Source organism: Herbaspirillum sp. NPDC101397, from assembly GCF_044767325.1.
In the GTDB taxonomy this organism is placed as follows: Bacteria; Pseudomonadota; Gammaproteobacteria; order Burkholderiales; family Burkholderiaceae_D; genus Herbaspirillum.
In genome coordinates this window covers 1,059,940-1,073,180 of record NZ_JBIWNS010000001.1, presented here as the reverse complement: position 1 = coordinate 1,073,180, position 13,241 = coordinate 1,059,940, and the positions used below count along the sequence as shown (strand labels likewise).

The window sequence follows — 13,241 nt, the reverse complement described above, 5'->3', positions numbered from 1 at the left end:
GCCATTTTGGGTGCGATGCAGGTCTCGCAACAGGGCGACCTGGCCAACTGGATGATCCCGGGCAAGATGGTCAAGGGCATGGGCGGCGCGATGGATCTGGTGGCCGGTGTCGGTCGTGTGGTGGTGCTGATGGAGCACGTGGCCAAGGGCAAGGACGGCAGCATCTCGCAAAAGATCCTGAAGCAATGCAATCTGCCGCTGACCGGCGTGGGCGTGGTCAATCGCATCATCACCGATCTGGGTGTCATTGACGTGACGCCGGGCGGCCTGAAGCTGATCGAGCTGGCCACGGGCGTGACCAAGGAAGACGTGATCGCCGCCACTGAAGCCGAACTCGACGTCAGCGCGGTATAACGAAAGAGGAAGCAAAGACGGCGCCGGTTGAGCAATCATCCGGCGCTTTTTTACGATCCATCATCAATCAGACAACGAATCATCAAGGACAGGTATGCGCGAGATTGCGAGCATTGAAGCACTGCATGAACTGGCCGGCCAGGAAGTGGCGGTCAGCGACTGGATCGAAGTCACTCAAGAACAGGTCAATCTGTTCGCCGACGCCACCGGCGATCATCAGTGGATCCACGTCGACGTCGAGCGCAGCAAGCGCGAATTGCCGTTCGGCGGCACGGTCGCGCACGGTTTCCTGACGTTGGGGCTGCTGCCGAAAATCATGGGCCAGAGCATTTCCATGGGCAACGTCAAGATGCTGCTCAACTATGGCCTCAACCGCGTGCGCTTCCCGTCGCCGCTGCCGGTCGGCAGCAAGGTGCGCGGACGCATCGTGTTGCAGTCGGTGGAAGAGATTCCCGGCGGCGCGCAAGTGGTGTGGGAAATCACCATGGAACGCGAAGACGCCGACAAGCCGGTGTGCGTTGCCGAGTTCATCGTGCGCCGCTACTGATCGCAGCGAGTCAGTTCTTCAACGCTGGTTCGGGAATCACCAGCGGGCCGCAATTGCTGTCGGTCACGAAGATCGCCAGCAGTTGCGCCGGTTTGGCCGGATCGGGATTGCCGGCCATCGCGTGCAGCGCGTACGGCGCCTCCATCCAGGTCTGGCCCTTCTGATAATTGACGACGGGTCCGCCTTCCATCTGCGAACGCACGGTTCCTTCTATCACGATCGCTGTCACGGATCCCGGATGCCGATGCGGCGCGGAATAGGCTAGCGGCGGAAAATCCACCATCATCGTCGTGATCGATTTGCCGGGTGCGTTGGGCAGCGGTTCGCAGGAAATCACTTTGACGCTGGTCGCGGCGGCCGTCCCGGGAGTTGTCACACCGCCGCCACCGGTCGCTGCTAGTTGTGCACTGGAAAACGGCAGGACATCCGCGCCGGCGCCGATGCAGATATCGGCGATCCAGCGGCCGGCAGCTTGGGGAACCGGCGATTGCGTCAGCAGCAATGCGCCGACGGCGCCGAGCAAGACGAGGCGATAGCCATGGCGGCGCGTTGGCAGAGAAGACAGCGGCAAGTTCACGATTGGACACCATACGGTGAGCGGAAGGCAGGATTCCATTCGAGCACACGGCGCGCTTTCTGATTGCTTGCCTCGGTATTGTCTTCAGTGATGTTGAACACGCCGGATGCATTGCTTTGCAGGGCCAGCAAAGCGGCCTGCGCGGCGGCGGCGACATGGACCGGGCTGGAGCCTCGCGGTTCGGCCGACCAGGTGCCGGGACCGTAGAGTTGGCCATAGCGCAGCACGGTTCCCTTCAATCCGGCCGTTTGCAAAACCTGTGCTTCCAGCGCCACTACGCCGCCGACGCTGACACGGCGCAGTCCTTCCGCATCAACGTCCAGCGGATGTTCTTCCAGATAGGGTTTGTCGCCGGGGGCGTAGGCCCAGGCGATGCTTTGCGCGATCAGGCGCGTGGCGCCGGCGGCCTGCGCGGCGGCGACCAGGTTGCGGGTACCTTCAGCGCGGATGCGGGCGTTCCCTGCGGCAGCTTGCGCCATTGCCTGCGGATCGGGCAGGCGGGGCAGGTCGGTCAGTTGATGAATCACCACGGATGGCGCGATACGGATCAATTCCGACTTGAGAGCGTCGGCGTCGAATACGTCGATCATCACGGGAATCGCGCCCAGTTCGCGCAAGGCATTGGCGCGGGCCTGGCGACGCGTGCCGCCGTGGACGGTGTAACCCGCGTCGCGCAACAAAGGGATCAGCACGGTGCCGATGGCGCCGGTCGCACCGGCCAGGAATATCGTTTCGCTCATCATCTTTCCTTGTGATAGATGTCACAAGTGTATGAGTGCGGTCGTCCGGTAAAAAGGGCCAAAAACGTCTGAAAGAACTGGGCCAAGATCGGGCGCACAACGATGAAGCGGGAGAGGCGGAGGAGCAGGGAATGCCGGGCAGTGCGAGAGACTGCCCGGCGGGCGGGGCAACGGATCGATCAGCGCTTCTTGTATTGCGAATTGCCGAACAGGATGTCGCGCGCCTTGTCGTCGGTCAGCGCCTTGCGTTTGTCGGCCAGCACGGTGACGCCGCGTTGCACGGCTGGACGTTCGCTGATGGCGTCGAACCAGCGTTGCACGTTGGGGTAGTCGCTCAATTCGATGCCTTGGTTCTTCCACGAGCGGGTCCAGGGGAAGCTGGCGATGTCGGCGATGGTGTATTCGTCGCCGGCCAGGTAGGCGGTCTTGGACAATTGCTTGTCGAGCACGCCATACAGGCGCTTGGCTTCATTGGAGTAGCGATTGACGGCGTACTCGATCTTTTCCGGCGCATAGATGCGGAAATGGTGGGCCTGGCCGAGCATGGGGCCGAGGCCGCCCATCTGGAACATCACCCATTGCAGCACATTGTATTTTTCACGGTCGGTGGAACCGAGCAGCTTGCCGGTTTTGCCGGCCAGGTAAATCAGGATCGCGCCCGATTCGAACAGCGAAATCGGTTTGCCGTCGGGACCGTCCGAATCGAGGATCGCGGGGATTTTGTTGTTCGGCGAAATCTTCAGAAACTCATCGGTGAACTGATCGCCGGCGCCGATATCGATGGCGTGTGCGCGATAGTCCAGGCCGAGTTCTTCCAACATGATGTGGACCTTGTGGCCGTTGGGTGTGGCCCAGCTGTATACGTCAATCATGGTCTTCCTTATGAGGCGAAATGGTGATGAAAAACAATCGTAAACGGAGAGCGGTTCTCCTCTGAAGTCGTCAGGAGAAGTGCCGGGCTAGTGTAGCCCAAGCGTTGCAAACGCGCAGGGGGAGAGGCATTTTTACGGCCGTTCCGGAGAACTACTTTTTGCGCGAAAAACGCTGCAAAAGCGGGTAGCTGCGCAGCCTGGTGTAAGCACGGAACAGCACGACGGAGCGGGCGCGCGGCGAGATCTGGATGGCGTTGTGGAGGATTTTTTCCTGCGGTTGCCAGCGCAGCTTGGACTGATCGCGTCCGGTCGACAAATTGACGCCGCTGAAACCTTGCGCGATGGCCCAGCGCATGGTTTCAATTACCAGCGTGGTCATGAGGCTGTAGGAGCGCCAGCGCGGATCGTAGCCTGAATAATAAAGATACAGCTGGTCGCCCATCGCGAAGCCGATGCGCGTGGCGGCAACCTTGCCGTCGATGCGCAAGCGGAACACGCGCAGCCGGTTTTCGCGCGCCAGCATCATGGCGTGATCCGAGAGAAAGCTGCGGCTCTTGCGATCGCGGAAGGCGTCGGCATGCGGCACACCTTCAGCGCTGCGCGCACGCAAGGTGTGCAGGCGATAGAAATCGGCCAGCGCCGGCGCCACATCGACAGGCCGTTCGACTACTTCGAAGGTGTGTTGCAAGCCGTCGCGACGCAGCGAGTTGAAACATTTACGGATCGCTTCCTTCATGTTGCGCGACAGGCTGGCTTTGAGGGTATCCCAGTCGGGCGGCAAGGTCCGGTAGCACATTACGCGCGCTTTCGGCTGATCAATGCCGGCAGAGGATAGTTGCTGCGCCTGCTGCGGCGACAGTCCTTGCCATTCGATCCAGTCCCACAAATGCCGGTGCGCGAGCAGATAGGCTTGCAGCGTGGCGAGCACGGCGTCGCTGTCGTCGGGGTGGCAGATCAGGCCACGGACTTCGGTAATGTTGGGATCAGCGCCGAAGAATTGCAGCACCTTGACGCCAAATGCGCCGAGGCCGGGACGCACGCTGATCATCATCGGCGCCACCGCCACCAGCTTGCCGTGAGCGTCGCGCAGTGCGAAGGCGTGCAGGCGGTCGTGGATAAGCAGGCGGCGGGCGCGCAGATGACGCCACCAGTGGAGGTTCCAGTCGGGTTCTGCAAACGGATGCTGCAGCGGCAGGGTGGCGCACAAGGCATTCCATTCGGGCGTCAGCGCCGCCAGCTCGGTGTCGGTGTGTATGGTCGTGAGCGTGCGCGCCGTCGTGGCGATGTCGTTGCGACGTGTGTCCGTTTGGTTGCCTTGCATGTTCTCCTGACCCGATGAAGACAATGCAGCCATAGCGAAAGAAGGATGGGAGGAATTGCGGGCAGTCGCACTGCACTTCCACCCTGGTTGCAGGTAGTGCTATTGCTGTTGCTATCGCGGTCGGATCAGATTGCGCCGGGACGCTTGGTTAGCAATGCATGTCTTTCCAGCGAGAAATATTCCGCCAGTGTAGTGCCGGAAGCGCTGGCGAGCAATATTTTGAGTTGTTCAAACGCAGCCGGTGTCGTTGCGGCCAACTGTTCGCCCCACGCCAGCGCCTTGTCCAGCGCGTCGCCGTCGGAGGTCAGGCGGTTAACGATGCCGGCGGCATGCAGTCGCGCAGCCGGTAACGGAGCGGCGTCCAGCAGGATCTCGGCCACCCATTGCGGCGGCAGGGTTTTGGGCAGGAACCAGCCGGCGCCGCCGACCGCCCAGGTGCCGACCTGCGAGGGTGAAATGCCGAATGCGGCATTCTGTCCCGCCACGATCAGGTCACAGCCCAGCGCGAGCGAAAAGCCGGCGTCGAGCGCAGCGCCTTCGACTGCGGCAATCACCGGCTTGGGAAAGCTGCGCAGCATCTCGATGAGGTTCTGCAGGGCTTCCAGGGCCGCGATCTGCGTCGCCAGATCCTTGCCCGCTTCAACGCCGCCGCAGAAGTCTTGCTCGGCGCCGGTCAGCACCAGCGTGCGCACGGAGTCGTCTCGCTCGGCCTTGGACAGCGTCTCGATCGCCGCCGCCAGGACATTGCTGTCCACGGCGTTGCGCTGGCCGGGATTGGCGAAGGTGAGGATCAAGGTGGCGTCGTTGCGGCTTGCTTTGAGTTCGGCTGTCATGGATGGGCGTTGTTATTGTTGCGACGGTTTACAGCTTGGCCAGGCGATCCAGCGCCAGGCGCAGCGTCTCGTCCTTCTTGGCGAAACAGAAGCGCACGATGCCGGATTCCTTGGGCGTGTTGTAGAACGCCGAGACGGGAATCGCGGCGACGCCGATTTCCGTGGTCAGCCATTTGGAGAATTCCGCCTCCGACAAATCCGAGATCGCGCCGTACTCGACGCACTGGAAGTAAGTGCCGTCCGACGGCAGCAGCTTGAAGCGGGTGTTCTTCAGGCCGTCGCGGAACAGGTCGCGCTTGCGCTGGTAGAAGGCAGGCAGTTCGACGTAAGGCGCCGGATTCTTCATGTACTCGGCGATGCCGTATTGCACCGGCGTGTTGACGGTGAAGACGTTGAACTGGTGCACCTTGCGGAACTCGGCGGTCAGCGCGGCGGGTGCGGCGACGAAACCGATCTTCCAGCCGGTGACGTGGTAAGTCTTGCCGAAGCTGGAGTTGATGAAGGTGCGCGGCGCCAGCTCCGGATGGCGGCACAGCGATTCATGTGCCTGGCCGTCGTAGACCATGTGTTCATAGACTTCGTCGGACAGGATCAGGATGTCGGTGCCGCGCACGATGTCGGCCAGCGCATTGATGTCGGTCTTCTTGAGAATGGAACCGGTCGGGTTGTGCGGCGTGTTGACCATGATCAGGCGCGTCTTGCTGGTGACGGCGGCGGCGACCTTGTCCCACGGCACGCTGTAGCCGTCGCTGCTGACCGTCATCTGGACGAACACCGGGATGCCGCCGGCCAGCTCGATCGCAGGTACATAGCAGTCGTAGGCCGGTTCGATCACGATCACTTCGTCGCCGGCATGCACGGCGCACAGGATCGAGGTCAGGATGCCTTGCGTGGCGCCGGCGGTGACGGTGATTTCGTTCAGCGCGTCATAGGTGTGGCCGTGCAGCGTCTTGATCTTTTGCGCAATCGCCTCGCGCAACAGCGGCACGCCGGCCATCGGCGGGTATTGATTCAGGCCGGTTTTCATGGCGTTCGTGACGGCGTCGACCAGGGCCGGATCGCAATCGAAATCGGGAAATCCCTGGCCCAGATTGACCGCACCTTTTTCGCTTGCGAGCGCAGACATGACGGTGAAAATGGTGGTGCCGACGCGGGGCAGTTTGGAGACGAGATTGGCTGGCTGGCTCATGGAAATGAATCTGGAAGAAAGCGGAAAGAAAGCATTTTAGCCGGATTTCCGGCGGCGGCACTGGCTTGGTGCAAATCGACGGCGACGATGCGTCAGCCCGGCGGTTGGCGTGGCGCTATGTCGCGATTTCTTCCGCCATGGCGGCATGCCAGCCTTGCGGCGTCATGATGGCGAACATGTTTTTGCGCGCTGTCTTTTTGGCTAGTTTGAGCAAGGCCTTGTCTTTAGTGATTAGGACGCCGGCTTGCGATTGCAGTGCCAGCTCGAGGAATTTCTGGTCGTCCGGATCAGTGCAGACCGGCAGGCCGAACGTATTGACGGCGGCAGTGGGCAGGCAGGTGATCAGGTCATCGAACGCGGCGCGGACGGCCGGCTTGTCTTCTTCCGTGAGCGGCAGGTGCGGGTAGTTGAGCACCACCAGCCATTCCATGCGGCAGTCTTCGCGCGTGACGGCTTCGACACGGCGTTCACGCATGGCTTGCAACAACAATGCCCAGCGCGGATCGCGGAAGACGAACAGGTCCAGGCAGACGTTGGTGTCGAGAACAATTCGAACGATAGGGCGCGGACTGACGGCAGCAGCAATGGCAACTGCAAACGGTGCGCCGCTGGAGGAGGTGATGGCGCTAATTGTCAAAACCGCGGGCTTTCCTGGTGGCGTCCGCAGGTGCGTCGCCGAGGTTGCCACCGCTTTCGACGACGTCGTAACCCTGGTCGGTGAGGCGCCAGAATTGATGGATGTCGACCGCGACAAGGCCGCGATCATGCAGCAGCCGCAGATGATGCTGGATCAGCTCGGGCGGGGTGTTCTGCGTGGTGAGATTGGTTTGAATCTTCTCAATGTCGCCGTAGCTGGTGCCAAAGGTGGACAGTGTGGTGAGGATATCAGTCATCAGAGCTTTGTCGCGTTTCATATCTCCTCCTGGTAGGTGTCGAATCGTGCAGGGGCGGTCCCGTCCTTGGCGTCGCCGGCAGCAGTTGCTGTTGTCGCGGCCGGGCATGGACGATGTCGTCATCCTGCGTTGTTCCATACCCCAGATACTAATCCATGTAGGCCTTATCTGCTCGTCGGGCAATGTTGGTCGCGCAGCTTTTTTGCCTCGTGTTGTACAGCTTGCAAGTTGGCCGCGACGGCAAAAAAAGCCGCGTCGTCATGACGCGGCGATGCCGGCGGTTACTCGTGTTCGCGTGACGGCGCGGTTCAGAACTGCTCCCATGAGTTGCCGTCATCGGCGGTGTTCTGCTTGATCTGGCGCGGCGCCGGAGCGGAGGTTTTTTGCAGGGGCAGCCGGGCGGATGCCGCCGGCCTGGAAATCACCGGGGGCGCCCGGCGTGCGGGAGCTGCGGCGGGAACGACTCGGGCTTGCGCGCTATCGAGCTTGAAGACACTGACTACTTCGGCAAGTTTCGCAGCCTGGTCTTGCAGCGATTGTGCGGCAGCAGCAGCTTCTTCGACCAGCGCGGCGTTTTGCTGGGTGACTTCGTCCATCTGCGTGATGGCCTGGTTGACTTCTTCGATGCCGGCGCTTTGTTCCTGGCTGGCGGCGGTGATTTCGCCGACGATGTCGGTGACGCGTTTGACGCTGCTGACCACTTCGGTCATGGTTGCGCCGGCTTGCGCGACGAGCTTGCTGCCGGTGTCGACTTTTTCAACCGAGTCGTCGATGAGCGCCTTGATCTCCTTGGCCGCCGAGGCAGAGCGCTGCGCCAGGCTGCGCACTTCGCTGGCCACGACTGCAAAGCCGCGACCTTGCTCGCCGGCGCGCGCGGCTTCCACGGCAGCGTTGAGCGCCAGGATATTGGTCTGGAAGGCAATCCCGTCAATAACGCTGATGATGTCGACGATTTTCTTTGATGAGTCGTTGATCGAACCCATGGTGTCGACCACTTGTTCCACCACGCTGCCGCCCTGGATCGCCACTTCCGATGCCGACACCGCCAATTGATTTGCCTGGCGCGCGTTGTCGGCGTTTTGCTTGACGGTCGAGGTGAGTTCTTCCATGGACGAGGCGGTTTCTTCCAGCGAGCTTGCCTGCTGTTCGGTACGGCTGGACAGGTCGAGATTGCCGACCGCGATTTCGTTGGACGCGGTGGCGATGGTGTCGGTGCCCTGGCGCACCTGGCTGACGATCTTGAGCAGGCTGTCGTTCATGGCCTTGAGCGAGGACATCAACTGTCCGGTTTCATCCTTGCTGGACGGCCGGATGTCGGCGGTCAGGTCGCCGTCGGCGACGCGCTGCGCCACATTGACCGCAAGGCGCAGCGGGTTGGAGACGATGCGCGCGACCCACACCGCCATCAGCATGCCGAGCACGATGCAGGCCGCCAGCATGGCGACGATCATGATGCGTGAAGAGTTGTAGGTGGTTTCGGCCGATGTGTCCGCGAGGTCTGCGCCTTCCTGGTTGGCGGCGACGAGCTTGTCGGCATTGGCGAACATCGCCAGGTAGATCGGCGTGGCTTCCTTCATGATGACTTCGCGCGCTTCCTCATTCTTGTTCTGGCGCGAGAGATCGAGGATCTTCTTTTGCAACGCCAGGAAGGCATCGAAGTTTTTCATCAGTTGGGGATAGACGGCTTTTTCGATGTCGGTGTCGATCAGCTTTTCGTAGTCGGCGAGTTTCTTCTTCATGGCTGGCACCATGTCGTCGAGCAGCTTTTCATTGGCGACGAAATCAGCTTCGGTGGAAGAAAGGACATGTTGAAGCTGGACCGAGCGGATGCGCACCAGAAGGACTTTCAATTCAAGCGAGGTCCTGACGCTGGGCAGCCAGTTGGTGGCGATGTCGGTCGATGCCTGGTTGACCTTGCCGAGCTGGACGATGGCAAAAGCGCCGAGCGCGCTGGTCAGCGCCAGCACAAGGATGAAGGAAATCAGCAGCTTTTTGGAAATTTGCAAATCATAGAACCATTTCATAGAGCCTCCCTGTCGGTGGATGTGACGGCCGATGTCGATCGTGCCGCGGCAATGCAATCTTCACTGCTTGTTCTCGGTGCAAATTCCGTATCCATGGGGGCTTGGATTGTTCTCGTTGGATGCCCCATACCGCGTATGACATGAACGTCCATTCTATGAAGAAGTTCAGGGCGCGGGAAAATTTACTTTTTGGTTTGGCGTATTAGCAACACCCGGCAGAGAGGGCGCAACGCGTACTTGTCTGTGCGTCAATGAATGCCAAGGAATGGCCCGTCCCCAGACGGGTGCCGGCGCTTTCGGTATGATGTCGAAAAAATTAACAGGACCCTCTATGCTGATTGTTTTATCGCCCGCCAAATCCCTCGACTACGACACACCCGCAACGACCGACATCCACACCAAGCCCGATTTTGTTGCACGTTCCGCAGAACTGATTGAAGTCCTGAAACAGAAGTCGCCGGCGCAGATCGCCACGCTGATGGGAATTTCGGACCAGCTGGCGACCCTCAATGCGGATCGTTTCGCTTCGTGGTCGCGCAAGTTCACCAGCAAGAACAGCAAGCAGGCCGTGCTTGCCTTCAACGGCGACGTCTATGAAGGCCTTGATGCGGCTTCACTTTCCGCCAGGCAACTGGATTACGTGCAGTCGCATGTGCGCATCCTGTCCGGCCTGTACGGCGCGCTGCGTCCGCTGGATCTGATGCAGCCGTATCGCCTGGAAATGGGCACCAGGCTGCCGAATCCGCGTGGCAAGGATTTGTACGCGTTCTGGGGCGAAGACGTCACCAAGGCGCTCAACGGCGAGCTGGCGGGGCACAAGTCCAAAGTGCTGGTGAACCTGGCGTCGGAAGAGTATTTCAAGGTGGTCAAGCCCAAGGTGCTTGAGGCCAAGGTGATTTCGCCGGTGTTCGAAGACTGGAAGGGCGGCAAGTACAAGATCATTTCCTTCTACGCCAAGCGCGCGCGCGGACTGATGGCGCGCTATGCGGCACTGAAGGGCGTGAACCAGCCGGAGAAACTCAAGAACTTCGATCTCGACGGTTATGCGTTCGATGAGTCCGTGTCCAGCGAAACTTCATGGGTGTTCCGCCGGCGTGTGGAAGCGTAACTTTTCGTTCTGACGAAAATATTTCCGATTTGCAAAGGGGGAGGCGCCTCTCCAGCGCGTGACGGTGCCGTTAAACCATTGGCAAGCGCTCGCGACGCATTATCGCCAGTCGCGGTGCTTGCGACGTTTGCGTTGTTGTGCTTGCCGAGGTGTCGGCCATGTTGAGTCTGAACACGCCGACCACTTGCGCGAGTTTGCCGGCCTGATCTTGCAGTGATTGGGCGGCGGCTGCCGCTTGTTCCACCAAGGCTGCATTTTGCTGTGTCACCTCATCCATTTGCAGGATGCTTTGATTCACTTGTTCGATACGAGTGCTTTGCGTCTGACTCGAACTGGAGATTTCACCGACGATATCGGTCACGCGTTTCACGCTGCTGACGATGTTGCGCATGGTCGCCCCGGCATGCTCCACCAGCTTGCTGCCGGTATCGACCTTGGTCACCGAATCGTCGATCAGCGATTTGATATCTTTGGCCGCACTGGCCGAACGTTGAGCCAGGCTGCGGACTTCCGACGCCACCACGGCAAAACCCCGACCTTGTTCCCCCGCGCGCGCTGCTTCGACTGCAGCATTCAATGCCAGGATATTGGTCTGGAATGCGATGCCGTCGATGACACCGATAATGTCGGAGATTTTCTTTGACGAAGTATTGATGGACTGCATGGTCTCGACTACCTGAGTCACCACTTCGCCTCCCTCCGTGGCGATTTTTGCTGCCGATACGGCCAGTTGATTGGCATGATTCGCACTATCGGCATTCTGCTTGACTGCGATGGTCAAGTCGTTGACTGAGGATGACGTTTCCTGCAAGGAGGAGGCCTGCTGCTCGGTGCGGGAAGACAGGTCCAGGTTGCCGGTGGCAATCTGAGTCGAGGCGGTCGCAATGCAGTCCGTGCCCAGCCTCACCTCGTTGACGATTTTGGAAAGACTGTCGGTCATTGCCTTGAGCGCTAGCATCAATTGTCCGGTCTCGTCCTTGCTGACTGGATTGATTGATGTCGTCAGATCGCCGTCGGCGACACGCTGGGCGACCATGACAGCTTGTTGCAAGGGTTTGACTACCAGCCGGGATACCCATATCGCCATCGCGATCCCTAGGCATGTCGAGGCCAGCAGCAAGCTGAGAATCATGATGCGCGACGACTGGAACGTATCATGTGCCACCTCATCCGCCTCTTTGCTTCCGCTCAGGTTGACGGAGGCGAGGGTGTCGGCATCGCCCAGGATACGAAAATAGAGGGGGGTGAACTCTGCCATGTGAAGCGCGTGCGCCTCGGCCGTTTTGTTCAAGCGCGATATCGCCAGCACTTTTTTCTGGACTGAAAGTATCTCGTTGAACTCACGCGCGAGCTTGGCGATGATGGCTTTTTCGACGTCCGTGTTTGCCAGCGGCCCAAAATCAATGATCTTTTGCCTGATTACACGGTTTTGTTGCTCGAGTTCTTTTTCGTTCTGAACGAATTCTTGCTCCTTGGACGACAGGATGTGCTGGAGCTGGATGGCGCGTACGCGCGACAGGGCGACTTTGAGATCCAGGGCGACCGAAATGCTGGGCAGCCAGTTGGTGGCAATTTCGACGGAAGCTTGATTGACCTTGGCCAGCTGTAAAACCGAAAAGGCACCAAGCGAGCAGGTCAGGCTGAGGATGATGCAAAAGGAAATGAGTAATTTCCGCGAAATTCGCAAATTGTAGAACCATGCCATGATGCGTCTCCAGAAGGTCTGCATTGATGCAGTGCAACGCTGTGCTGCGGGCACAACGGGGTGGCCTTCGGAGAAGCGAGGAGAATGTTGCGACGACGTTTGATGATGACGTTCTGTTATCAAGCATATGTTGGTCGCCGTTTTTTTTCTACTTAAATAACGTTACGAGCCAAAGAAACAGGGGCGTTGACGTAAAAAAACCTCGCATGGCGAGGTTTTCTCATTGACGCAGGTGGCTTACCAGATCTTCCACCAAGGCTTGTCTTTGGCCTTGGGGCCGCCCGTGTAGTAAGGGCTGTTCGGGTAAGTTGCCTGAATTACGCGCTCGGTGTCGTCGCGCAGTTGTTTCTGGCCCATCGCTTCGTACGCACGCATCATGATGAACAGGGCCTCTTCGACGGCCGGTGCATCCGGATATTCCTTCACCGCAGCCTGGGCGCGGTTGACGGCGGATACATAAGCGCCGCGGCGGAGGTAGTAGTTGGCAACGTGGACGTCGTATTGCGCCATCGAATTGACCAGGTATTTCATGCGCAGCAGGGCGTCCGGGGTGTAAGTGCTGTCCGGGAAACGCTCGGCCAGCAACTTGAACGAATCGAAGGCATCGCGTACGGCCTTGGGATCGCGCTCGGTATTGTCCTGGTCGGTGAAGGTGTCGAAGATGCTGGTGCGATCATTGAAATTGATCAGCCCGCGCAGGTAGTACATGTAGTCGACATTGGGATGATTCGGGTGCAGCTTGATGAAACGGTCAACCGCCGCCAGGCCTTGCGGCTGGTCGTTCAGACGGTAGTACGCGTAGGCGATATCCATCTGCGCCTGTTGCGCATAGGTCCCGAACGGATAACGCGATTCGAGCTTTTCAAAATACTTGATCGACTTCTCGTAACCGCCTGCGGTCAGCTCGTCCTTGGCTTCCGAGTATAATTTGGACGCAGACCAGCCAATCGTCTCGTCTTTTTGTTCCGGTAGCAAGCCACAAGCCGACAATGAAAGGATGAATGCGACGGTAAGCAACTTCAATAAGATTTTTTGCATGACGTATGAGCAGTTTGAGCGGGTGCAAAGAAACAAGAAA

Annotated in this window: 14 protein-coding genes; 3 read left to right on the top strand and 11 right to left on the bottom strand. The window is 59.5% G+C overall.

Going from position 1 to position 13,241, the window contains the following annotated elements:
- Together ACIROW_RS04730 and ACIROW_RS04725 are read left to right on the top strand one after the other, a co-directional pair.
- A partial coding sequence (locus tag ACIROW_RS04730) for a CoA-transferase (RefSeq protein ID WP_402272407.1) occupies positions 1-354 on the top strand: 354 nt, incomplete at its 5' end.
- A 94-nt stretch (positions 355-448) separates the two neighbouring features.
- Positions 449-901, top strand: coding sequence for a MaoC family dehydratase (locus ACIROW_RS04725; RefSeq protein ID WP_402272404.1), 453 nt, complete (start codon positions 449-451; stop codon positions 899-901).
- A gap of 10 nt (positions 902-911) precedes the next feature.
- On the opposite strand, the gene ACIROW_RS04720 is transcribed toward ACIROW_RS04725, so the two are convergent.
- From ACIROW_RS04720 to ACIROW_RS04680, 9 genes are all read right to left on the bottom strand, one after another.
- Positions 912-1,478 (bottom strand): cupin domain-containing protein, encoded by a 567-nt coding sequence (locus ACIROW_RS04720; protein ID WP_402272402.1) that lies wholly within the window; start codon positions 1,476-1,478, stop codon positions 912-914.
- Entirely contained in the window at positions 1,475-2,218 is a 744-nt protein-coding gene (locus tag ACIROW_RS04715) for an NAD-dependent epimerase/dehydratase family protein (RefSeq protein ID WP_402272399.1), read from the bottom strand. The genes ACIROW_RS04720 and ACIROW_RS04715 overlap by 4 nt, the downstream gene beginning before the upstream one ends.
- 179 nt (positions 2,219-2,397) lie before the next feature.
- Positions 2,398-3,090 (bottom strand): glutathione binding-like protein, encoded by a 693-nt coding sequence (locus ACIROW_RS04710; RefSeq protein WP_402272397.1) that lies wholly within the window; start codon positions 3,088-3,090, stop codon positions 2,398-2,400.
- 151 nt (positions 3,091-3,241) lie between these two features.
- The gene (locus ACIROW_RS04705; protein ID WP_402272395.1) at positions 3,242-4,411 is read right to left on the bottom strand and encodes a GNAT family N-acetyltransferase; all 1,170 of its coding nucleotides are present in this window, start codon (positions 4,409-4,411) and stop codon (positions 3,242-3,244) included.
- Positions 4,412-4,536: 125 nt separating this feature from the next.
- Positions 4,537-5,244 carry an enoyl-CoA hydratase-related protein gene (locus tag ACIROW_RS04700; protein ID WP_402272394.1) on the bottom strand — a complete coding sequence of 236 codons (708 nt, stop codon included), beginning with the start codon at positions 5,242-5,244 and terminating at the stop codon, positions 4,537-4,539.
- A 28-nt stretch (positions 5,245-5,272) separates the two neighbouring features.
- Positions 5,273-6,433, bottom strand: a complete 1,161-nt coding sequence (locus tag ACIROW_RS04695; RefSeq protein ID WP_402272392.1) for a pyridoxal phosphate-dependent aminotransferase — start codon at positions 6,431-6,433, stop codon at positions 5,273-5,275.
- 115 nt (positions 6,434-6,548) lie between these two features.
- Positions 6,549-7,070: a putative toxin-antitoxin system toxin component, PIN family gene (locus ACIROW_RS04690; RefSeq protein ID WP_402272390.1), complete on the bottom strand. Its 522-nt coding sequence runs from the start codon at positions 7,068-7,070 to the stop codon at positions 6,549-6,551.
- Positions 7,060-7,347: a hypothetical protein gene (locus ACIROW_RS04685; protein WP_402272387.1), complete on the bottom strand. Its 288-nt coding sequence runs from the start codon at positions 7,345-7,347 to the stop codon at positions 7,060-7,062. The genes ACIROW_RS04690 and ACIROW_RS04685 overlap by 11 nt, the downstream gene beginning before the upstream one ends.
- A gap of 287 nt (positions 7,348-7,634) precedes the next feature.
- On the bottom strand, positions 7,635-9,350 hold the full coding sequence (locus ACIROW_RS04680) for a methyl-accepting chemotaxis protein (protein WP_402272385.1): 1,716 nt from the start codon (positions 9,348-9,350) through the stop codon (positions 7,635-7,637).
- 331 nt (positions 9,351-9,681) lie between these two features.
- On the opposite strand from ACIROW_RS04680, the gene yaaA reads away from it, so the two are divergent.
- Entirely contained in the window at positions 9,682-10,458 is a 777-nt protein-coding gene (gene yaaA / locus ACIROW_RS04675; protein WP_402272383.1) for a peroxide stress protein YaaA, read from the top strand.
- A 70-nt stretch (positions 10,459-10,528) separates the two neighbouring features.
- Here yaaA and ACIROW_RS04670 read toward each other — a convergent pair whose 3' ends face one another.
- Positions 10,529-12,163, bottom strand: coding sequence for a methyl-accepting chemotaxis protein (locus ACIROW_RS04670; RefSeq protein ID WP_402272381.1), 1,635 nt, complete (start codon positions 12,161-12,163; stop codon positions 10,529-10,531).
- A gap of 237 nt (positions 12,164-12,400) precedes the next feature.
- Positions 12,401-13,201 carry an outer membrane protein assembly factor BamD gene (locus tag ACIROW_RS04665; RefSeq protein ID WP_265212985.1) on the bottom strand — a complete coding sequence of 267 codons (801 nt, stop codon included), beginning with the start codon at positions 13,199-13,201 and terminating at the stop codon, positions 12,401-12,403.
- Between the last annotated feature and the right edge of the window lie 40 nt (positions 13,202-13,241).